Source organism: Amycolatopsis sp. NBRC 101858 (assembly GCF_030269325.1).
Taxonomy (GTDB): Bacteria; Actinomycetota; Actinomycetes; order Mycobacteriales; family Pseudonocardiaceae; genus Amycolatopsis; species Amycolatopsis ponsaeliensis.
The window spans coordinates 628,660-652,112 of record NZ_BSTD01000002.1; the positions used below are offsets into that span (position 1 = coordinate 628,660).

Sequence of the window (23,453 nt, forward strand, 5' to 3'; positions counted from 1 at the left end):
TTAGACTAGCCTTACCTATCCCACGACAGGACAGGGAGGCGCGGGTGAGCACGACCGGACGGGAAGTCCTCCGCCGTTCGATCACCGGGCAACGACGATCGGTGGCGCTCGCTTCGCTGCTGACCGCGGGCCACCAGGGCGGCGAAGCGCTGGTTCCGGTGGTGATCGGCGTGGTGATCGACCAGGCCGTCGCGGACGGCTCGGTGGGCACGCTGCTCTTCTGGCTGGCGGTTTTGGCTGTGCTGTTTGCCGCGCTGTCGACCAGCTACCGCCTCGGGGCCCGCTTCGGTGAGCGTGCTGCCGAACGCGCCGCCCACGAACTGCGCCTCGACGTCGGACGTCGCGTGCTGCACCCCGGCGGCGGCGCCGAAGCCGGCAACCTCGCGGGCGAGCTCGTGAGCATCGGGACGTCGGACGCGAAACGGGTCGGGCAGCTCAACGGCGTCCTGCCGTTCGGCGTCGCCGGTCTGGCCGGGCTGCTGGTCAGCGCCGTCGTGCTGCTGACCATGAGCCTTCCGCTCGGCCTGCTCGTGCTGCTCGGCACGCCGCCGATGCTGTACCTGGCGCACCTGGTCGGCAAGCCCCTCGAACGCCGCAGCGAAGCCGAACAAGAACGCTCCGCCTTCGCCTCCGGCATCGCCACGGACCTCGTCGCCGGGCTGCGCGTGCTCAAGGGCGTCGGCGCCGAGCGCGCCGCCGTCGACCGCTACCGCCGCACCAGCCAGGATTCGCTGCGGGCCACCTTGCGCGCGGCACGCGCCCAGGCCTGGCACAACGGCGCGCTGCTCGCGCTGACCGGCATCTTCATCGCCGTCGTCGCGCTCGTCGGCGGGAACCTCGCCGCGGCGGGCGACATCAGCGTCGGCGACCTCGTCGCCGCGGTCGGCCTGGCGCAGTACCTGATCACGCCGTTCTCGATCTTCTCGTGGGTCAACGGCGAACTCGCCCAGGGCCGCGCGTCGGCCGGGCGCATCGCCGACGTGCTGAACGCTCCGCCCGCCGTCGACGCCGGCGAGGCCACGATCCCCGCTCCGGCCGCGGGGCACGTCCGGCTGTCCGCGCTCAGCCGCGGCGCGCTGCGCGACGTCGAGTTCGAAGCCCGCCCCGGCGAGCTGCTCGGCGTCGTCGCCACCGACCCGGCCGCCGCGACCGACCTGCTGGACTGCCTCGGCCGCGCCGCCGACCCCGCGACCGGCTCGGTGTCGGTCGACGCGGTCGACCTGTCCACTGTGGACCCGAGCCGGGTCCGCGAGGTGGTGCTGGTGGCGGCGCACGACGCGGACCTGTTCGCCGGGACCGTCGCCGAGAACTTCGCGACCGGGCCGCTCAGCGAAGAGGCGATGTCCGCGGCCGCCGTCGACGAGGTGGCCGGCGCGCTGCCCGACGGCATCGCGACCGCGGTCACCGAACGCGGGCGGTCGCTGTCGGGCGGGCAGCGCCAGCGGGTCGCGCTCGCCCGCGCGCTCGCGGCCGACGCGCCGGTGCTCGTGCTGCACGACCCGACGACCGCCGTCGACACCGTCACCGAGGCCCGGATCGCCGCGAGCCTGGCCGAACTGCGGCGCGGCCGCACGACCATCCTCGTGACCACCAGCCCGGCGCTGCTCGCCGCGACCGACCGAGTCGTCCTCCTCGACGGCGGGCGGATCGCGGGCGAAGGCAGCCACGCCGACCTGGCCGGTCGCGCCGACTACCGGGCGGCGGTGCTGTCATGACCCGTGAACTCCTCCCCGTGGCCGACGGCCGCCGGATCCGCGCCGTCCTCGGCGAGCTCCTCGGCCGGGCGAAGGGCCGCACCGCGGCCGCGTTCACGATGCTGGTCGCGGCCACCGCGATCGGGCTCCTCACCGCGCCCCTGCTCGGCCGGGTCGTCGACCTCGTCGCCACGCGGCGGCCGGCGGCCGAACTGCTCACGCCGGTCGTCGAGCTGGTCCTCGTCGCGGCCGGGCAGGCCGTCGCGACCGCGATCGGCGTGTCGCTGGTGGCGCAGCTGGGCGAGACGATCCTGGCCGAGCTGCGCGAACGCTTCGTCGAACGGGCCCTCGGCCTGCCGCTCGACCAGCTCGAGCGCGCCGGGTCCGGCGACCTGACCGCACGCGTCACGAACGACGTCTCGGTCGTCGCGGAAGGCGTCCGGCAGGCGCTGCCCGAGCTGGGCCGCTCGGTGCTGACGGTCGTGCTGACGCTCGGTGCGCTGGCCGTGCTGGACTGGCGGTTCCTGCTGGCCGCGCTGGTCGCCGTGCCGATCCAGCTGTGGACCGTGCGCTGGTACGTGCCGCGCGCGAAGCCGCTGTACGCGAGTCAGCGCGAGGCTGTCGGCGAGCAACAGCAGCAGCTGCTTGACACCATCGGCGGCGCGAAGACCGTCCGGGCGTTCCGGCTGGCGGACACGCACCTGGAGCGGGTGCGGCAGCGGTCCGACACGGCCGTCGACCTGGCGCTGCGCGGGATCCGGCTGGTGACGCGGTTCTACGCGCGGCTCAACCTGGCGGAGTTCGCCGGGCTGTCCGCCGTGCTGGCCGTGGGGTTCCTGCTGGTCGGGGCGAACGCGGTGACGGTCGGCGTGGCGACGGCCGCGGCGCTGTACTTCCACAGCCTGTTCGGCCCGATCACGACGGCGCTGGCCCTGGTCGACGACGCGCAGGCGGCCGCGGCCAGCCTCGCGCGCATCATCGGCGTGGCCGACCTGCCCGCCGAGGCGTCGCCTTCGCAGCCGGCGCGGCCGGTGGACGCGTCGGTGAAGACGGCGGCAGCCGGTTACTCCTATGTGGACGGTCACCCGGTGCTGCGCGACGTGGACCTCGGCGTCGCCCCCGGCGAGCGGGTGGCGCTGGTCGGCGCGAGCGGCGCCGGGAAGACGACGCTGGCCAAGCTGATCGCCGGGATCCACCGGCCGGCCACGGGTTCGGTGACGCTGGGCGGAGTGGCGCTGGAGGAGCTCGGCCCGGAGGCCACGCGCCGGACGGTCGCGCTGATCAGCCAGGAGGTCCACGTCTTCGCCGGACCGCTGGCCGAAGACCTCCGCCTCGCGCGCCCGTCGGCGTCCGACGAGGACCTGCGGACGGCGCTGGCGAAGGTGGGCGCACTGTCCTGGGTGGACAGTCTGCCTGCCGGGCTGGCCACGGTGGTCGGCGAAGGCGGTCACCAGCTGACGGTGACCCAGGCCCAGCAGCTGGCGCTGGTCCGGCTGGTGCTGGCCGATCCGCCGATCGCCATCCTCGACGAGGCGACGGCGGAGGCAGGCAGTGCGGGTTCGCGCGTCCTGGAGTCCGCGGCCGCGGCGGCCCTGGAAGGCCGGACGGCGCTGGTGGTGGCTCACCGCCTCACCCAGGCGGCGGCGTCCGACCGCATCGTGGTCCTCGACGCGGGCGCGGTGGTCGAGTCCGGCACGCACGACGAGCTGGTCGCGGCGGGTGGCCAGTACGCGAAGCTCTGGGCGGCCTGGTCGGGCCAGCGCACCTGACCCGTCCGCAACGCGAAAAGCGCCGGGAGCCAACGAGCTCCCGGCGCTTTCCTCGGAGAAGGGTCAGGTGTCCATGGCGTCGGCCAGGGACTTCGGCCGCATGTCCGTCCAGTTCGCCTCCACGTGGTCCAGGCACTCCTGGCGGGCGGCCGGGCCGAACGCGACCGTCCAGCCGGGCGGGACCTCCACGAACTCCGGCCACAGGCTGTGCTGGTTCTCCGCGTTGACCAGCACCAGGTACGTACCGGCCGGGTCTTCGAACGGGTTGGTCATGCGAGGCCTCCTCAGGCGGTGATGTCCGTGCGGGCGCCGTTGACGACCTCGGCCAGCTTCTGGATGACCGGGGCCGCGAGCACCGGGTTGAACCGGGGTTCGGTCGACCAGTCGGCGAGCTGGTTCGCCTTGACCGCGGGCAGCTGCGCCCACGTCGGGATCGCCGCCAGTTGCTGGCGCGACAGCGCGAACGTGCGGCTGTCGCTCAGGATCAGGTCGGCCGGGTACTTGCCCGCCTGCTCCCAGCTGAGCGTCTCGAAGTAGTCGTCCGGGCCCGCGCCGTTGATGATGTCGAGGCCCAGGTCGCGGTAGTACGCCAGGTCCGCGAAGAACTCCGGCTTGCAGACGTACAGGTTGTCCTTGTCGCTGGACACCACGAGGACCTTGAGGCCCGGCTTGGCCTTGATGGCGGCCTTGAGGTCGTCGGACGCCTTCTGGAAGTCGTCCTTGCCCTTCTTGATGGCGGCGGAGTTCGCGTCGCCGCCCAGCGCGACGGCGAGCTGCTCGTAGCGCTCGATCACCTTCGGCAGCGTGACCTTGTACTCCGACAGCGCGACGATCGGCGCGATCGCCTGCACCTTGGCGCCGAGGTCGTCCTTGAGCACCCACAGGTCGGTCGGCTTGGTGCCGGTCAGGCCGGTGACGACCAGGTCCGGCTTCAGCGCGGCGAACTTCTCCATGCTGAAGTCGTCCCAGGCGTTGCCGATCGAGGTGACGGCGCTCAGGTCGATGTTGCCGGCCTGGATCTCCTTGGCGCCGTCGGCCGTCTTCTGCGGGCCGAACACGCCGAGCGGGTGGACGCCATAGTCCCACAGGGCGGCGGCCGAGCTGGCGTAGGCCACGACGCGGGACGGTCGCTGGTCGCGGGAGGCCTTCTGGTTCCGGTCGTCGGTGAACTCCCACGGGCCCGAGGACGCCGGGGCGGCCTTGTCGTCGGTGCTGCCGCACGCGGTGAGCGCCGCGGCCGCGGCGAGACCGCCGGTCCCGATCAGGAATCCACGCCGGCTGAGCCCGGCACCGCCTTGAAACACCGACATGAGAACCTTTCGAGGATTTCGGGGGTTCCGGGTGGCGGAGCCCCCGGCCCGGGCCGGGGGCCCGGATGTCACAGTCAAGCTTTTAGGATAGGCACACCTTATTTAGGTGAGCCTGCCAAAAGCAACCGTCGCGACCGACCTGTGTCCACGCCCACCTGCGTCAATTCCGGCCCGACAACTGCGCTTCCGCGCCAGGAACCGGCTCGGCCGGGTCGTGGCCCAGGTGGACCTGGCGGTTGTCCGCGTCGACGTGCACCACGCGCGGCCGGTGCCCCGCGCGCTCGGCCTCGTCGACCTGGGCGTAGGTGATGATGATGACGAGGTCGCCGGGGTGCACGAGGTGCGCCGCCGCGCCGTTGATGCCGATCACGCCGGTCCCGGGCTCGCCGGTGATCGCGTAGGTCTCCAGGCGGGCGCCGTTGGTGATGTCGACGATCTGGACCTGCTCGCCTTCGACGATGTCCGCGGCGGCCATCAGGTCGGCGTCGATGGTCAGGGATCCGACGTAGTGCAGGTCGGCCTGGGTCACCGTGGCGCGGTGGATCTTGGCGTTCATCAGGGTGCGCTGCATCAGCTTCCTCGGGTTTCGGTGATCAGGACGGCGAGGCCGGCCGCGGTGGGGGTACGGAAGAACTCGGCGATCGGGAGCTCGGTCCCGAGCCGCTCGGTGATCCGGTTGCGCAGGACCACCAGCAGCATGGAATGCCCGCCGAGGGCGAACAGATCGTCGTCGGCACCGACGGCGGCGACTTCCAGGACCTCCGCGAAGACTGCGCAGAGGGTCTTCTCCAGGGGTGTTTCGGGGGCGCGGCCGCGGGTCTCGAACTCGGGCACCGGCAGGGCGGCCTTGTCGAGCTTCCCGTTGGGCGTCACGGGGAACGCGTCCAGCGGGACGATCGCGGCGGGCACCATGTACTCCGGCAGTGACCGGGCCACGAACTCCCGCAGGCGCACCGGATCCGCGTGCGCCGGAGTGGTGTAAGCGACCAGGCGCTGGTCCCGGTCTTCCCGGACGACGACGAGTGCCTGCTCCACGTCGTCGTGCCGCGCCAAGGCCGTTTCGATCTCGCCCGGCTCGATCCGGAAGCCGCGGACCTTGACCTGGTCGTCGGTGCGGCCGAGGTACTCGAGCTGCCCGTCAGGCCGCCACCGCACCAGGTCGCCGGTGCGGTACATCCGCTCCCCCGGCTGATGCGGTGAGGCGACGAACCGCTCGGCGGTGAGTGCCGGACGCTCGTGATAGCCGCGGGCCAGCCCGGCGCCGGCCAGGTACAGCTCGCCGGGCACGCCGGCCGGGACCGGGCTCAGGCCGACGTCGAGGACGTACGCGCGGGCGTTGTGGACCGGGCGCCCGATCACCGGCCGGTCGGCGTCGGCGAAGCGGCCGACGAGCGCGTCCACCGTGGCTTCGGTCGGGCCGTAAAGGTTGTACGCCGACGTCCCCGGCATCGACCGCAGCGACTCCCACAACGTCTGCGACACCGCTTCGCCGCCGACACCGACGACACCGAGGGCGCACTTGCCGTCTTCGACCACACCGGCCGCGGCCAGCTGCGCGAAGTGCGACGGCGTGAGCTCCAGGAAGTCGAGCCCGCGCTCGCGCACCACCGCGGCCAGCCGGTCGGGGTCGCGGCGCGTGTCGTCGTCGACGACGTGCACCTCGTGCCCGTCCAGCAGCCACAGCTGCGGCTGCCAGGAGGCGTCGAAGAAGAACGCCCACGCGTGCCCGACCCGCAGCCGCCTCCCTCCCGCGGCGGCGACCGCCGGGCGGTAGAGCGTCTCGCGGTGGCTGTGGAACAGGTTCACCAGCCCGGAATGCGGGATGACGACGCCCTTGGGCTTGCCCGTCGAGCCGGACGTGTACAGCACGTACGCCGGGCTCGCGGGCGACGGCGGGGTCAGCGCCGCGTCAGTGTCCACAATGTCCTCGACGAACAACGCCCCCGGAACCGGCGAGGCCACCGCGCGGCTGGTCAGCACCAGCGCGGCACCGGCGTCGGCGAGGATCGCCGAGATCCGGTCGGCCGGTTGGTCCGGGTCCACCGGCAGGTACGCCGCGCCCGCCTTGAACACACCGAAGATCGCCTCGACGACGGCCGCGGACCGCGGCAGCACGAGCGCGACGACCTTCTCGGGACCCGCGCCGTGCGAAGCCAGCCACCGGGCCAGCCGATCGGTCGTCGTCGCGAACTCCGCGAAGGTGACACTGCGGGAAGCGTCGCTCAGTGCGGTCGCGCCCGGCGTCGCCGCCACCTGCGCGGCCAGCCGGTCGACGACCGTCGGCGCGGACGTCGTCAGCGGCTCGCCACGCCCCCACTCGGTGACGATCCGGTGCCGTTCGGCCGCGTCCAGGACGTCGATCCGGCTCAGCGGCCGGTCCGGATCCGCGACGACGGCCGTCATCAACCGCACCAACCGTTCGGTGAGCGTCCGGGCGGTCGGCTCGTCGAACAGGTCGAGGCTGAACTCGAGGTCGCCTTCGATGCCGTCGGGGGTTTCGACCAGGTCGAAGGACAGGTCGAACTTCGCCTGCCGCAACCCGGTGTCCCGGTAGGACGCGTCGAGGCCGAGCAGCCGCTCCGGCTCCGAACCCGAGTGGTAGACGGCGAGCATGACCTGGAACAGCGGGTGCCGCGCCAGGGACCGGGCCGGGTTGAGCAGCTCGACGAGGTGCTCGAACGGCAGGTCCTGGTGGGCGTACGCGGCCAGGTCGGCCTCGCGGACGCGGTCCAGGAGCTCGCGGAACGTCGGGTCGCCGCCGGTGTCGGTGCGCAGGACGAGGGTGTTGACGAAGAACCCGGCGAGGTCCTCCAGTGCGTGGTCGGTGCGGCCGGCCACCGGGGTGCCGAGCGGGATGTCGGTGCCCGCGCCGAGCCGCGTCAGCAGTGCCGCGAGGGCGGCCTGCAGCACCATGAACGTGCTGGTGTCGCTGCCGTGGGCCAGCTCGCGCAAGCCGCGGTGGACGCCGGCGGGCACGGTGAACGGCACGGCCGCGCCACGGTTCGTCGAGCGCGCCGGGCGGGGCCGGTCGGCCGGGAGCGCCAGCTCGTCCGGGATCCCGGCGAGGGTGTCGCGCCAGAACGCCGCCTGCCGGCCGAGGAGGCTGGCCGGGTCGTCGGCGCGGCCGAACATCTCGCGCTGCCACAGCGTGTAGTCCGCGTACTGCACCGGCAACGGCGTCCACTGTGGACGTTCGCCGCGCAGCCGCGCCGCGTAGGCCGTGTCGAGGTCGCGCTTCAACGGCGGCAGCGACCACCCGTCGCCGGCGATGTGGTGCACCAGCAGTACGAACACGTGCCGCTCGGGCCCGGCCGACACGAGCGTCGCGCGGACCGGGATCTCGGCATCGAGGGTGAAGCAGTACGACGCCGCGGCGGTGACGCTCTCGCCGAGGTCGGCCGCCGTCTCCGTGACCAGCACCGGCCGGGCGCGGTCGTCGCCAGGCGCCAGGACGACCTGGCTCGGCGTGCCGTGGTCCTCGACCAGGATCGTCCGGAGGATTTCGTGCCGGGCGACGACGTCGCCGAGCGCGGCCCGCAAAGCGTCGGTGTCGACCGGTCCGGTCAGCTCCCACGCCCACGGGATGTTGTAGGTCGCGCTCAACCCGTCGAGGCGGTCGAGGAACCACAGTCGCTGCTGGGCGAACGACAACGGCAGCACCTCGGGCCGCTCGACCGGCGCCAGCGCGGGACGGCTCTGCCGGCCCGGGTCGAGCAGCGAGGCCAGGCGGGCCGGGGTGGGCGCGTCGAACACCGCCCGGATCGGGACCTCGACGCCGAGCAGCGCGCGGATCCGGCTGACCAGCCGCGTCGCCAGCAGGGAATGCCCGCCGAGGGTGAAGAACCCGTCGTCCGGCCCGACCTGCGGCACCCCCAGGACGTCGGCGAAGAGGTCGCACAGCGCTTGTTCGGCCGGGGTCCGCGCGACCCGGCCCGAGGTCCGGATCTCCGGGTCGGGCAGGGCGGCGCGGTCGAGCTTGCCGTTGGCGTTCAGCGGCAGTTCCGGCAGCACCACGATCGCCGACGGCACCAGGTACTCCGGCAGCCGCACGGCCAGCGATGCCCGCAGCGCGACCGGGTCGCCCGACGGGGCGACGTAGGCGATCAAGCGGTCGTCACGGGCGATCACCGCCGCGCGGGCCACCGAAGTGGTCAGCGCGGCTTCGACCTCGCCCGGCTCGACGCGGAACCCGCGGATCTTGATCTGCTGGTCCGCGCGGCCGAGGAACTCCAGGGCGCCGTCGGTCCGGCGGCGGACCAGGTCGCCGGTGCGGTACATCCGCTCCCCCGGTTCGAACGGCGACGCGACGAACCGTTCCGCGCTGAGCGCCGGCCGGCCGAGGTAGCCCCGCGCGAGCCCGGCACCGGCCAGGTACAGCTCGCCGCGGACGCCCGGCGGCACCGGGCGCAGCGCGCCGTCGAGAACGTACGCGCGGGTGTTCGCGACCGGCCGTCCGATGGCCACCGGCCCGCAGGCCTGGGCCAGGCTGTCGCCCGCGGCTTCGGAACAGCCGTACAGGTTGACCAGCTTCGCTGCCGGCCACCGCCTCGCCACCTTCTCGGCGAGAGCGGCGGAAAGCGGCTCGCCACTGGTGATCCACGTGGTCACCGAGGCGAACGCGTCGGCCGGGGCGTCCTCGGCGAAGCTGTCGAGGAGGCTCGGGACGACGGTCAGCACCTGGGCGCCGGACGTGCGCACGAGCTCGGCGAGCGCGTGCGGGTCGGCGGCTGTCGCGTCGTCGGCGAGCACCACGGGATCGCCCGCGACGAGCCCGCCGAGCAGTTCGGTCGAGCCGTCGATGAACGTCAGCGCGCTCTTGGCCACGCGTACGCCCGCGGCGATGTCCCGGCCCCAGTACAGCCGGTTGGCCAGCGCGCGCTGGGTCCCGGCGACGGCCTTCGGGCGTCCCGTGGAGCCGGACGTGAAGATCACGTACGCGGGGTTGTCCGGGTTGATCGACGGCCAAGCCGGTTCGGGCCCGGTGTCGCCGGGGCGCACCAGCCGGTCGCCGAAACCATCCTCGGAGACAACCAGGTGCGGGTCGGCGTCGGTGAGCATCAGCTCGACGCGCTCGGCCGGGTGGTTCAGGTCGAGCGGCAGGTAGGCAGCGCCGGTCTTGAGCACCGCCAGGAGCGCGACGACCAGGTCGGCCGACCGCGGCAGCGCCACGGCCACCACGCGTTCGGGCCCGGCGCCGCGCGCGAGCAGCGCGCGGGCGAGGGTCGTGGCCCGCGTGTCCAGGTCCGCGTAAGTCAGCCGCTCGGAGCCGAACACCAGCGCCGTGGCGTCCGGGGTGCGGGCCACCTGGGCGGCGAACAGCTCCGCAGTCGTCTCCGCCGGCAGGGGTGTCGCGGGTGCGGCTTGCTCGTGTTCGGCGTCGGTGAGCAGGTCGACCGCGCCGATCCGGGTGTCCGGGTCGGCGACGACCGCCTGCAGCAGCATCCGGAGCCGGTCGAGGATGGCTTCGACGCTCGCGCGGTCGAAGACGTCGCTGTTGTACTCCGCGGTGCCGCGGATCCCGGTCCGGCTGCCGGGCCGCTCGCCGACGAAGAACGTCAGGTCGGCGCGGGCGGTACCGGTGCGGACCGGCTCCTCCGCGACGGTCAGGCCGGGCAGCGCGAGGTCGGCGACGGCGTTGTTCTGCCAAGCCAGCATCGTCTGGAACAGCGGGTGGTACGCCAGCGACCGCACCGGGTTCAGCGCTTCGACCAGCCGCTCGAACGGGACGTCCTGGTGGGCGTAGGCGTCCAGGCTGCGATCCCGCACCCGGGCGACGAGGTCGCGGAACGACGGGGCGCCGCCGGTGTCGACGCGCAGCACCAGGGTGTTGACGAAGAAGCCGACGAGGTCGTCGAGGGCCTGGTCGGTCCGGCCGGCGATGGAGGTGCCGAGCGGGATGTCGGTGCCCGCGCCGAGCCGGGTGAGCACGGCGGTGAGCCCGGCGTGGACGACCATGAACACGCTGGCACCACACGCGCGGGCCAGCTCGACCAGTCCACCGTGGAGTTCGGCGTCCCAGCCGAAGGCGAACTGCTCGCCGCGGTAGGACGACTCGGCCGGGTGCGGCCGGTCGGTCGGCAGCTCGATCCGTTCCGGCAGCTCCGCGAGGGCGTCACGCCAGTAGGCCAGCTGCGGTTCGATGACCGGCTCGCCGAGGACGTCGCGCTGCCACAGCGTGTAGTCCGCGTACTGGACCGGCAGCGGGGTCCACTGGGGAACCTCGCCGGACTGCCGGGCGGTGTACGCCGTGGCGAGGTCACGCCACAGGGGCGCGGTCGACCAGCCGTCCGACGCGATGTGGTGGAACACCAGCACCAAGACGTGCTCACGGGCGCCCAGCCGCAGCAGCTCGGCGCGCAGCGGGATCTCCGATTCCAGCTCGAACACCGTGCGGGCCGCTTCCGACACCGCGTCGGCGAGCGTGGCTTCGGTGACCGTGCGCGTCGGCAGCGGGATCGTGACGTCGCCGAGGATCAGCTGACGGGCTTCGCCGTCGATCTCCGGGAAGATCGTGCGCAGGGCTTCGTGGCGGTCGACCACATCGGACAAGGCGAGCTTCAGCGCAGGGACGTCGAGGTCGCCGGACAGCCGGATCGCCGTCGGCATGTTGTACGTCGCCGACGGGCCTTCGAGGCGGTGGAGGAACCACAGCCGCTGCTGGGCGAACGACAGGGGCAGCACGTCCGGCCGCGGCTCGACCCGTTCCAGCGCGGGCCGGGCGGCCGAGGAATCCGAAGTGGACAACAACGCCGCCAGCCCGGCGACCGTCGGTGTTTCGAACACCGAGCGCACCTGCAGCTCGACGCCGAACACCGCGCGCAGCCGCGCGACCAGGCGCGTCGCCATCAGCGAGTGCCCACCCAGGGCGAAGAAGTCGTCGTCGACGCCGATCGACGCGGCGTCGAGGACCTCGGCGAACAGGCCGCAGAGGACTTCCTCGACGGGGGTCCGCGGGGCCCGGCCGGCGGTGACGGCCTGCTGGTCCGGGCTCGGCAGCGCGCGCCGGTCGAGCTTGCCCGAGGCGAGCAGCGGCAGCCGGTCGAGGACGACGAACGCCGACGGCACCATGTACTGCGGCAGCCGGTCGCGGACGTGGGCGCGCAGGGCCGACACCAGCGCACTGGTGTCGCGCTGCCCGGCCGGGTGGTTGCCCAGGGTGCCGAGCGCGGCCCGCACCGGACGCGCGCGGTGGATCCGCGTCGGCTCGCCGGTGGTGAACACGACCTCGAGCGCGCCTTCGTGCGTGGGTGCTGCATATACCTGGTACCCGAAATCCTGCAGCCGCTCGAAGTCCACTCCGGACGGCTCGGCGTCCAAACCGGACAGTGCCGCGTCGGCATCTCCGGCGGCGAGCGCGGCGACCGCGGCCAGCTCGCCGGACAGTCGCGCGTCCGGCACTCCGGTGACGCGCAAGCGGGCCGGACGCTCGGCCAGCAGCCGCTCCAGCTCGTCGAGCGAGGTGAAGGCGACGACGTCTTCCTCGACCGGCGCCGGCTTGGGTGCCTTCCGCAGGACGACGTCGTAGCGGTGCCGGGTCAGCTCGTTGTGCGCCGTGCCACGCTTCACCCACAGGTCGACGTCGTCGAAGCCGTCGAGCTGCCGGGCCAGTGCCGTGAAGAAGTCCGGGTCCAGGACGAGTTCGCCCTCGCGCGCGATGGCCTGGTCGACCGCGGCGACGTCGCGACGGCCGTGGCGCAGCTCGGTCGCCGTGCGGAACGCCCGCAGCGAACGCAGGTTGCGGATGTCACCGAGGAAGATCACCCCGCCCGGCCGGACCCGCGCCGCGACCGTGCGGACGACCTCGGCGAGGTAGTCGACGCTCGGGAAGTACTGCGCGACGGAGTTGATGATCACTGTGTCGAACGGCTCGTCGGGCAGGTCCCCGAGGTCGTGCGCCGGGCGGGCCGCGACGTGGACCTTGTCCGCGAACGGCGTCGTCGCGAGCTCCCGCCGGAGGTTGGCGATCGCCTTCTCGGACAGGTCGACGCCCCAGTACGCCTCGGCGTCCGGCGCGATCCGGGACAGGATCAGCCCCGACCCGACGCCGATCTCGAGGACGCGCTTCGGCTTGAGCGCGCGGATGCGGTCGATCGTCGCCGCGTGCCACTCCCGCATCTCGTCGAGCGGGATCTCGGTGCCGTCGTAGCTGGAGTTCCAGCCGGTGAAGTTCTCTTCCAGGCCGCCAGACGCGGCTTCGGTGAAGACGTTCTCGTGCAGCTCGCGCCACTCGCCGACGTGGTCCAGCTCGGCTTCTTCGTCGCGGCCGGCCGCCGGGACCGCGTAGGCGATGAGCCGGCCGTCCTGGGCGAGGACGACGGACTGCCCGACGGCCGGGTGCTCGGTGAGCACGGCTTCGATCTCGCCCGGTTCGATGCGGTAGCCGCGGATCTTGATCTGGTCGTCCGCGCGGCCCAGGAAGACGAGGCGGCCGTCCGGCAGCCACTTCACCAGGTCGCCGGTCCGGTAGACCCGGCCGCCCGAGCCGAACGGGTCCGCGACGAACCGTTCCGACGTCAGCGCGGCGCGCCCGAGGTACCCGCGGGCCAGGCCCGAGCCGGCGAGGTACAGCTCCCCCACCACGCCGGGCGGGACCGGCCGCAGCCCGGCGTCGAGCACGTACGCCCGCGTGCCGGGGTCGGGGATGCCGATCGGGACGACGGTCGCGTCCGCCAGCTCGACCGGGTCGCTCTCGCCGAGCGTCGAGTTGGTGGTGGCCTCGGTCGGGCCGTAGGCGTTGAACATCCGGCGGCCCGGCGCCCAGCGCCGGATCAGCTCCGGCGACACGCGCTCGGTGCCGGCGAGCAGGACGCTGTCGCGCGGGAGGTCGCAGTCCGCCGGCATTGCGTCGAGCAGCGCGGGCGGGAGGATCATGAAGTCCACGCCGTGCTCGTGCGCGTACTCGGTCAGCGCGGGCCCGGCGACCCGGCGCTCGGCCGGGACCACGACGAGGCGGCCGCCGGAGAGCAGGCCCAGGCAGAGGTCCCAGAAGGCGACGTCGAAGCTCGGCGACGCGAACTGCAGGACCCGGCTGTGCGGCCCGATCCCGAACCGGTCGACCTGGGTGGCGACGAGCTTCGCGACGCCCGAGTGCTGGAGGACGACGCCCTTCGGCCGCCCGGACGAGCCGGACGTGTAGATCACGTAGGCCGCGTTCTCCGGCTGCACCACGACGGCGGGGTCCTCTGTGGACATCCCGTCGAGGGCGGCATCGTCGAGGAGCAAGCGAGGCACGTCGGCGGGGAGTTTCGCGTCGAACTCGCGGGTCGTCACGACGCAGACCGGGCGGGCGTCCTCGACCATGTAGGTGATCCGGTCGCCGGGGTAGTCGACGTCGATCGGCAGGTACGCGGCGCCGGCCTTGAGCACGGCCAGTTCCGCGACGATCATGTCGACCGACCGCGGCACGGCCAGCGCGACCACGCGCTCCGGCCCGGCACCGCGGTCGACGAGCAGGTGCGCGAGCCGGTTCGCGCGGGCGTTGACGTCGGCATACGTCTGCTCGACGTCCTCGAAGACGAGCGCGACGGCGTCCGGCGCTTCGGCCACCCGGCGGGCGAACAGGCCGGGGAACGTCTCGGTGCCCGCCGGTTCCAGGGAGCCGGCCCACTCGGTCAGGACCCGGTCGCGTTCGTCGCCGTCCAAGAGGTCCAATGCGCCAACCGGGCGGTCCGGCTCGGCCAGCGCCGCGCGCAGCAGCACTTCGAGGCGGCGCAGGATCGCGTCCGCGCCCTGGTGGTCGAAGACGTCCGCGTTGAACTCCAGGACGCCCGCGATCCCGGCGTCGCGTTCGGTCAGCGAGATGGCCAGGTCGAATTTGGACGTCCCGGTGGTCACCGGGATCTCGGTGACGGTCAGGCCGGGCAGGGCGACGTCGGCGCGGGTGTTGTTCTGCCCGGCGATCATCACCTGGAAGAGCGGGTGGTAGGACAGCGACCGCGCCGGGTTGAGCACCTCGACGAGCCGTTCGAACGGGACGTCCTGGTGGGCGTACGCGTCGAGGTTGCGCTCGCGGACGCGCGCCACGAGGTCGCGGAACGTCGGCTCGCCGCCGGTGTCGACGCGCAGCACGAGGGTGTTGACGAAGAACCCGACGAGATCGTCGAGGGCCTGGTCGGTGCGGCCGGCGATGGGTGAGCCGATCGGGACGTCGGTGCCCGCGCCCAGCCGGGTGAGCAGGGCGGCGAGGGCCGCGTGGACGACCATGAACACGCTGGCGCCGGACTCGCGCGCCAGGTCGGCCAGTCGCGTGTGGAGGTCCGCGTCCCAGGTGAAGGTGTGCAGCTCGCCGCGGAAGGTCGCGGTCGCCGGGTGCGGCCGGTCCAGGGGCAGCTCGATGCGGTCGGGCAGGCCGTCCAGGGTGTCGCGCCAGTAGTCCAGCTGGGTGCTGAGCACGCTGTCCGGGTCGTCCTCGGCACCGAGCAGATCCTGCTGCCACAGCGTGTAGTCCGCGTACTGCACCGGCAGCGGCGTCCACTGTGGAGTCTCTCCGGCTCGCCGGGCCGCGTAGGCCGTGGCGATGTCGCGCCACAGCGGGGCCATCGACCAGCCGTCGGAGGCGATGTGGTGGAACACCAGGGCCAGGACGTGCTCGCGCTCGCCCAGGCGCAGCAGCTCCACGCGCATCGGCGCTTGCTGTTCGAGGTCGAACGAGCCGCGGACCAGTCCGGTCAGCGCGGTGTCGAGGTCGGTGACGTCCCGCACCGGCAGGGCGATCTGTCCGGCCGGGAGGACGTCCTGGTACGGCACGCCGTCGTGCTGCGGGAACCGCGTCCGCAGTGCCTCGTGGCGGGCGACCACATCGGACAGTGCGGTGCGCAGCGCCTCGACGTCCACTTCGCCTTCGAGGCGCATGATCAGCGGGACGTTGTAGGTGGCCGACGGGCCTTCGAGGTGGTGCAGGAACCACAGCCGCTGCTGTGCGCCGGACAGCGGCACGAGCGCGGGCCGGGCCATCGGGACCAGTTCGGGCCGCGCGGTCCCGGTCCCGGCACCGACCAGCGTGGCGAGGCCGGCGGCGGTGGGCGTCTCGAACACCGACCGGACTTCCAGCTCGGCGTTCAGCGTCGTGCGGATGCGGGCGATCAGCCGGGTGGCCAGCAGCGAGTGCCCGCCGAGGGCGAAGAAGCTGTCGTCCGGGCCGACCCGCGGCAGGCCGAGGACGTCGGCGAACAGCTCGCACAGCTGACGTTCGACGGGCGTGCGAGGTTCGCGGTCGGACGTCGGCGCGACGGGATCGGGTGACGGCAGGGCGCGGCGGTCGAGCTTGCCGTTGGCCGTCACCGGGAGCGCGTCGAGGACGACGATCGCCGACGGGACCATGTGTTCCGGCAGCCGGTCGGCGGCGAGGGTGCGGAGTTCGGCGGTCAGGGCGCTGGTCCGCCGGAACCGGCCGGGGTTGCCGGTGTAGGAGAGCAGCGGGTCCGGGCCGGGCCGGAACGCGCCCGCGGTCTCACCGGTCGTGAACACGACATCGACGGACCCGTCGCCTTCGGCGGACCAGGTGACGACCGTGCGGTAGCCGTGCGCGTCACCGAAGGCGTACCAGTCTTCGGGGTTCACCCCGCCCGGCGCGGTGCGGCCGTTCGGAACGCGTTCGATCCGGCTCGGACCGGCGACCTCGTCCACGGTGGACAGATCGCTGCCCCACACGAGTGTGGGAACCTCGGGCGCGACGGCCGAGCCGGGGCGCAGGACCACGTCGTAGCGGTACTGGGTCAGCTCGTTGACCGCCCGGCCGCGCTTGACCCGGATGTCCGCGGTGACGCCGTCGAGCCCGGCGAAGAACTCGGGTGCGACGAGGAGTTCCTTCTCCCGCAAGAGGTTCTGCTCGACGTCGCCCCCACGTGCTTCGGCCACCGCCGCGTGGAAAGCACGGACCTGCCGCAGGTCGCGGACGTCGCCGACGAACAACGAGCCGCCCGGTGCGAGAAGGGCGAGGGCCTTGCGCAGCACCTCCAGCAGGTACGTCCCGCTCGGGAAGTACTGGACGACGGAGTTGAGCACGATGGTGTCGAAGAACCCGGACGGCAGTCCGGACAGGTCCGCGGCGTCGCAGGTGCGCAGCTCGACGCGATCGGCGAGTGCCGGATCGGCCTCGACACGGCGGCCCAGCGTCGCGATGACCTCGGCGGAGAAGTCGGTGCCCCAGTACGTCTCGCAGTGCGGAGCCAGCTCGGTCAGCAGCAGGCCGGTGCCGACGCCGATCTCCAGTACCCGCTTCGGCTGCAGCGACCGGATCCGCGTGACGATGGCGTCGCGCCACTCCCGCATCTCGTCTCGCGGGATCGGTTCGCCGGTGTAGCTGGAGTTCCAGCCTTCGAATTCGTCGGCGGCGGCCGCGTACATCGAGTCGTACAGTTCGCGCCACTCGCCGACCTGCTCGGTCTCGTCCAGCGCTGACGGCTCGGCGGGCACGACGTACCCCACCAGGCGGACGTCGCCCGGGCGATCCTCTCGGGCCACGACCACGGCGTGGGCGACGTCGTCGTGGGCGGCGAGGGTCGCGGCGATCTCGCCGGGCTCGACGCGGAAGCCGCGGATCTTGATCTGCTCGTCGCCGCGGCCGAGGAACTCGAGGACGCCGTCGGGGCGGAAGCGGGCGAGGTCGCCGGTGCGGTACATCCGCTCCCCCGGTTCGAACGGCGAAGCGACGAACCGTTCGGCGCTCAGCCCGGGGCGGCCGAGATAGCCGCGGGCGAGCTGGACGCCGGCGAGGTACAGCTCGCCGGCGGTGCCGGGTGGCACCGGGCGCAGGGCGGCGTCGAGGACGTAGGTCCGCGTGTTCCACACCGGACGTCCGATCGGGACGGACGTGTCCTCGGGGGACGTCCGCCAGGAGGTGACGTCGACCGAGGCTTCCGTGGGGCCGTAGAGGTTGTGCAGCTCGGCGTCCAGGACCTGACCGAACTGGACGACCGCGTCGGCGGGCAGGGCTTCGCCGCTGCACAGGACGCGTCGCAGGCTCGTGCACTCCCGCGCGGCCGGCTCCTGCAGGAACACCTGGAGCATCGACGGGACGAAGTGGACGGTCGTGACCCCGCGGTCGCGGATCAGCCGGGCGAGGTAGGCCGGGTCCTTGTGGCCGTCCGGCCGGGCGACGACCTCGGTGGCGCCGGTGATCAGCGGCCAGAGGAACTCCCAGACGGAGACGTCGAAGCTGGACGGCGTCTTCTGCAGGACGCGGTCGTCGCCGGTCAGGCCGTACTCGTCCTGCATCCAGAGCAGGCGGTTGACGATGCCCGCGTGCGGCACGACGACGCCCTTGGGGCGGCCCGTCGACCCGGAGGTGTAGATGACGTATGCCGGGTTCTCCGGCTTGAGCGCGACGTCGAGCGGCGCGTCCGAAACTCCGTCGAGCAGCGGCATGTCGTCGGCGGTGGCCAGGACCAGCGCCGGAGCCGCGTCTTCGAGCATGAACGCGATGCGCTCGGCCGGGTAGCCGGGGTCGAGCGGCAGGTAGGCCGCGCCGGTCTTGAGCACGGCGAGGATGGCCGTGACCAGGTGCGTCGAGCGCGGCAATGCCACGGCGACGACGCGCTCGGGCCCGGCACCGCGCTCGGCCAGTGCGCGGGCGAGGCGGTTCGAGACGGCGTCCAGCTCGGCGTAGGTCAGCTCTTCGTCCTCGAAGACGAGCGCCGTGGCGTCCGGCGTCCGCGAGACCTGGGCGGCGAACAGCTCGGGCACGGTGACCGCGGGGACGTCCTCGACGGCGCCCGACCAGACGGCGGGCAGGGCGTCGCGTTCCGCCGGGGTCAGGACGTCGAGGCTGCCGAGCCGGCGGTCGGGCGCGGAGACGACCTGGCGCAGCAGGACTTCGAGGCGGTCGAGCAGGCCGGTGACGGTGGCGTGGTCGAACACCTCGGCGTTGAACTCGGCCTGGCCGTGGATGCCGTCGGCGCGTTCGGTGAGGGAGAACCAGAGGTCGAACTTCGCGGTGCCGGTGCCGACGGGCCGCTCGGTGACGGTCAGCCCGGGCAGTTCGACGCCGGCGCCGGGCGTGTTCTGCCAGGCGAGCATGGTTTGGAACAACGGGTGGTGCGCCAGCGACCGCGCCGGGTTCAGCGCTTCGACGAGACGCTCGAACGGGACGTCCTGGTGGGCGTACGCGTCGAGGCTGCGTTCACGAACCCGGGCCACCAAGTCCCGGAACGACGGGTCGCCGCCGGTGTCGACGCGCAGCACCAGGGTGTTGACGAAGAACCCGACGAGATCATCCAGGGCCGGGTCGGTCCGGCCGGCGATCGGGGTGCCGATCGGGATGTCGGTGCCGCCGCCGAGCCGCGACAGCAGGGCGGTCAGGCCCGCGTGGACGACCATGAACGGGCTCGCGCCGCACGCTCGGGCCAAGTCGGTCAGCCCGGCCTGCAGGCCCGCATCCCAGGCGAAGGTGAAGAACCCGCCGCGGTAGGCCGACACCGCCGGGTGCGGCCGGTCGAGCGGGAGCGGGATGCGCTCGGGCAGGCCGTCGAGCGCCGTGCGCCAGTAGCCGAGCTGCGTCGTCTCTTCGGCGGCGAGGAGTTCACGTTGCCAGAGCGTGTAGTCCGCGTACTGCACGGGTAACGGAGTCCACTGTGGAGCCTCGCCGCGGAGCCGGGCGCGGTAGGCAGTGGCGATGTCGCGCCACAGCGGAGCGAGAGACCAGCCGTCGGCGGCGATGTGGTGCACGACGAGGACCAGCACGTGCCGCCGCGGGTCGACGGTCAGCAGCGCGGCCCGCACCGGGACCCCGGCGCCGAGGTCGAACACGCCGCGGACCAGGCCGTCGACGGCGGTGTCCACTTCGGACTCCGGCAGCTCGCGGACGGTCAGCTCCACCGTGGCCTCGGCCAGGACCTGCTGGTACGGGACGCCGTCGGCGGTCGGGAACACCGTCCGCAGCGCCTCGTGCCGGTCGAGGACGTCGTGCAGGGCCGTCCGCAGCGCCTCGACGTCCAGCTCACCGGACAAGCGCATGACGAGCGGGACGTTGTAGGTCGCCGACCCGCCTTCCAGGCCGTGCAGGAACCAGAGCCGCTGCTGCGCGAACGACAGCGGCAGCCGTTCGGGCCGCTCGGTGACCCGGGTGAGCGGGCGTCGCTCGGTGCCGGTCACTGCCCCGGCCAGCAGCTCCGCCAGCGCGGCCGGGGTCGGCGCGTCGAACACCGCGCGCACCGGCACCTCGGCGCCGACCGCCGCGCGGATGCGCTGGATCAGCCGGGTCGCCAGCAGCGAATGCCCGCCGAGGGCGAAGAAGTCGTCGTCGGGTCCCGCTTGCGGCACGCCGAGGACGTCGGCGAACATCTCGCACAGCAGCTGCTCGACGGGGTTGCGCGGCGCGCGGCCCGGCCCGGCGGTGAACCGCTCCGGGCTCGGCAGGGCCTTGCGGTCGAGCTTGCCCGAGGCGAGCACCGGCAGCTTGTCCAGCACGACGAACGCCGAGGGCACCATGTACAGCGGCAGCCGGTCCCGCACGTGCGCGCGCAGCGACGCGACCAGCGCCCCGGTCTCCCGCCGGGCCGCCGGGTTGTTCGCGTACGACGCGGGCGTGCCGGTCTGCCGCCCCGGGCGGTACGCGGGGCCGTCCTCCCCCCTCGAGAAGACGGCCTCGAGCGCACCGCCCTCGGCGGCCCAGGTCACCGCGACCCGGTACCCGGCGCGGTCGCCGAGCCGGTACAGGGCTTCGACGTCGACGCCGTCACGGCGGTCGAGGGCGGCCAGTGCCGCCTCGGCGTCGCCCTCGTCGAGGGCACGCACCGCCGCCAGCTCGCCGGACAGGCGGGCGTCCGGGATCCCGGTCACCCGCAGCCGGCCGGGCGTCTCGGCGGTCAGGAACCGTTCCACCGCCCCGAGATCGCCGTACGCGACGACCTGCTCGTCGACCGGGCCGGGCTTCGGTGCCTTCCGCAGGACGACGTCGTAGCGGTGCCGCGTCAGCTCGTTGTGCGCGCTGCCGCGCTTGACCCACAGGTCGACGTCGTCGAAGCCGTCGAGCCCGCGGGCCAGCGCCGGGAAGAAGTCCGGGTCGAGCACCAGCTCGCCCTCGCGCGCGATCGCCTGGTCGACCGCCGCGACGTCGGCCCGGCCGTGCCGCAGCTCGACGGCGGTGCGGAACGCGCGCAGCGAGCGGAGGTTGCGGAGGTCGCCGAGAAAGATCGTGCCGCCGGGCTTGACGAGTCCGGCCGCGGTCCGGACGACTTCGGTGAGGTAGTCCGCGCTCGGGAAGTACTGCGCGACGGAGTTGATGATCACGGTGTCGAACGGCTCGTCCGGCAGCTCGCCGAGGTCGTGCGCCGGGCGGGCGGCAAGGTGCACGCGGTCGGCGAAGGGCATCGCGGCGACCTCGCGCCGGACGTTCTCGATCGCGCTCTCGGAGAGGTCGACGCCCCAGTACGTCTCGGCGTCCGGCGCGATCCGGGACAGGATCAGACCGGACCCGACGCCGATTTCGAAGACCCGCTTCGGCTTCAGGGCACGGATGCGCTCGATGGTCGCCGCGTGCCACTCCCGCATCTCGTCCAAGGGGATGTCGGAGCCGTCGTAGCTGGAGTTCCACCCGGCGAAGTTCTCCTCGATGCCGGTCGAGCCGGCGAGCATCTCCTCGTGGACGGCGTGCCACTCCTCGACGTGGCCTTGCTCGGCCGCCTGGTCGCGGTCGGGCACCGGCACGGCGTAGGCGTACAGGTGTCCGTTCTGGGCGACGACGACCGACTGGCCGACGCGGGGGTGTTCGGCGAGCACGGACTCGATCTCGCCGAGTTCGATGCGGTAGCCGCGGATCTTGACCTGGTCGTCGGCGCGGCCGAGGAACACGAGCCGCCCGTCCGGGAGCCACTTCACGAGGTCGCCGGTGCGGTAGAGGCGGCCACCCGAACCGAACGGGTCGGCCACGAACCGTTCCGCCGTCAGCCCCGGTCGTCCGAGGTAGCCGCGCGCCAGGCCCGACCCGGCGAGGTACAGCTCGCCGACGACGCCGACGGGCACCGGCGCGAGGGACGCGTCGAGCACGTACGCGCGGGTCCCCGGGTCCGGGACGCCGATCGGCACGGCCGAGCCGGGCGCGATCTGCGGGTCGCACAGCCCGAGCGTCGAGTTGGTCGTGGCCTCGGTCGGGCCGTAGGCGTTGAACATCCGCCGCCCCGGCGCCCACCGGCGCACCAGCTCCGGCGACACCCGCTCGGTGCCGGCCAGCAGCACGCTGTCGCGCGGCAGGTCGCAGTCGTCGGGGAACTCGGCGAGCAGCGCGGGCGGCAGGATCATGAAGTCGACGCCCTGGGCGTGGGCGTACTCGGCCAGCTCCGGGCCGGGCACGCGCCGCTCGGCGGGGACGATCACCAGGCGTCCGCCGGAAAGCAGGCCGAGGCACAGGTCCCAGAACGCGACGTCGAAGCTCGGTGACGCGAACTGCAGCACCCGGCTGTGCGGGCCCACCCCGAACCGCTCGGACTGGGTCGCGACGAGCTTCGCGACGCCGGCGTGCGACACCACGACACCCTTGGGCCGGCCGGTGGAGCCAGAGGTGTAGATGACGTAGGCCGCGTTCGCGGGAACGATCGCCGCGGCCGGGTCCGGTGCCGGCTCCCACGAGACTTCGTCCAGCAGCAGGACGTCGCCGTCGAAGCGGCCGGCGAGGTCGCCGGTGGTCACCACGCAGACCGGGCGGGCGTCGGACACCATGAAGGCGATGCGCTCGGCCGGGTAGTCCGGGTCGAGCGGCAGGTACGCCGCACCGGCCTTGAGCACGGCCAGCTCGGCGACGATCATGTCCGGGGACCGGGGCACGGCGAGCGCGACCACCCGTTCCGGCCCGGCGCCGTGCCCGATCAGGACGTGCGCGAGCCGGTTCGCCCGCGTGTCCAGCTCGGCGTAGGTCAGGTGCTCGTCCTCGAAGACGAGCGCCACGGCGTCCGGCGCTTCCCGGACGCGAGCGGCGAACAGCTCCGGCAGGGTCGCCGGCGGGGTGTCGAGGTCGGTGTCGTTCCAGTCGTCGAGAATCCGGCGCAGTTCCGGCTCCGGCATCAGGTCCAGGCGCTCGACCGGCCACTGTGGACGATTCAGGGCGTCGGTCAGGAGGTGCGCCAGGTGGTCCAGCATGCGGTCCACTGTGGATTCGTCGAGGACGTCGGCGCGGTAGTGCACGCCGTCTTCGGTCAGGTTCAGGTCCAGGGGCAGGTCCGTCTCGGCGCCGAAGCCGACGTTGACGACCACCGATCCCCCGCGACCGGGCTCGGGCTCGACGTCGGAGACCAGGTCGTCGAAGGGGACTTCGTGAGCAAATGCCTTTTCGCGCGCCTCACGCACGCGCGCGACGACGTCGGCGAAACCGGGCGAGCCACCGAGGTCGACCCGCAGCGGCACCAGCGAGCCGAGGCCGAGGACGACGTCGGCGGTTCCCGCGTACCGGGACAGCAGCACCGTGAAAGCCGCGAGGAGGGTCAGCTCGTCGACGGCCGGCAGCGGCCGGGCCAGCCGGGCCAGGACGGGCTCGGCGGAGTACGGCCGGTCGACCGGCAGGGCGAGCTCCTTCGGCGCCGAGGCGAGGCGGGCACGCCAGAAACCGAGCTCCGCCACCTGCTGCACAGCGTCACCGTTGCTCACCGGTAGACCAGCCTCCTGCTGCTCAAGACACCCCGGAAGAGGTGTGAACTTAGGGCAACCTAACAAACCGAGGGTGAGAACGCACTGCTGTACCATCGGTTAGCCTT

General features: G+C 73.0%; 6 protein-coding genes. 2 read left to right on the forward strand and 4 right to left on the reverse strand.

The window, feature by feature from the left end:
• The first annotated feature begins 44 nt into the window (after positions 1 to 44).
• Together QSK39_RS16225 and QSK39_RS16230 are read left to right on the forward strand one after the other, a co-directional pair.
• Positions 45 to 1,715, forward strand: coding sequence for an ABC transporter ATP-binding protein (locus QSK39_RS16225; RefSeq protein ID WP_285478565.1), 1,671 nt, complete (start codon positions 45 to 47; stop codon positions 1,713 to 1,715).
• Positions 1,712 to 3,463 carry an ABC transporter ATP-binding protein gene (locus tag QSK39_RS16230; RefSeq protein ID WP_285478566.1) on the forward strand — a complete coding sequence of 584 codons (1,752 nt, stop codon included), beginning with the start codon at positions 1,712 to 1,714 and terminating at the stop codon, positions 3,461 to 3,463. The genes QSK39_RS16225 and QSK39_RS16230 overlap by 4 nt, the downstream gene beginning before the upstream one ends.
• A 63-nt stretch (positions 3,464 to 3,526) precedes the next feature.
• Here the strand turns inward: QSK39_RS16230 and QSK39_RS16235 are convergent, their stop codons facing one another.
• The 4 genes from QSK39_RS16235 to QSK39_RS16250 form a co-directional block, all read right to left on the reverse strand.
• On the reverse strand, positions 3,527 to 3,736 hold the full coding sequence (locus QSK39_RS16235; protein WP_285478567.1) for an MbtH family protein: 210 nt from the start codon (positions 3,734 to 3,736) through the stop codon (positions 3,527 to 3,529).
• 11 nt (positions 3,737 to 3,747) lie between these two features.
• Entirely contained in the window at positions 3,748 to 4,773 is a 1,026-nt protein-coding gene (locus QSK39_RS16240; RefSeq protein ID WP_285478568.1) for an ABC transporter substrate-binding protein, read from the reverse strand.
• Between the two features lie 160 nt (positions 4,774 to 4,933).
• A complete protein-coding gene (gene panD, locus QSK39_RS16245; protein WP_285478569.1) occupies positions 4,934 to 5,344 on the reverse strand; it encodes an aspartate 1-decarboxylase in 411 nt (136 codons plus the stop codon).
• Positions 5,344 to 23,346 (reverse strand): non-ribosomal peptide synthetase, encoded by an 18,003-nt coding sequence (locus QSK39_RS16250; protein ID WP_353051058.1) that lies wholly within the window; start codon positions 23,344 to 23,346, stop codon positions 5,344 to 5,346. The genes panD and QSK39_RS16250 overlap by 1 nt, the downstream gene beginning before the upstream one ends.
• Between the last annotated feature and the right edge of the window lie 107 nt (positions 23,347 to 23,453).

Excerpts from the sequence above, each read along its gene's own strand:
- QSK39_RS16230 (WP_285478566.1), top strand. The coding sequence starts at position 1,712 with ATGACCCGTGAACTCCTCCCCGTGGCCGACGGCCGCCGGATCCGCGCC.
- QSK39_RS16235 (WP_285478567.1), bottom strand. The coding sequence starts at position 3,736 with ATGACCAACCCGTTCGAAGACCCGGCCGGTACGTACCTGGTGCTGGTC.
- QSK39_RS16240 (WP_285478568.1), bottom strand. The coding sequence starts at position 4,773 with ATGTCGGTGTTTCAAGGCGGTGCCGGGCTCAGCCGGCGTGGATTCCTG.
- panD (WP_285478569.1), bottom strand. The coding sequence starts at position 5,344 with ATGCAGCGCACCCTGATGAACGCCAAGATCCACCGCGCCACGGTGACC.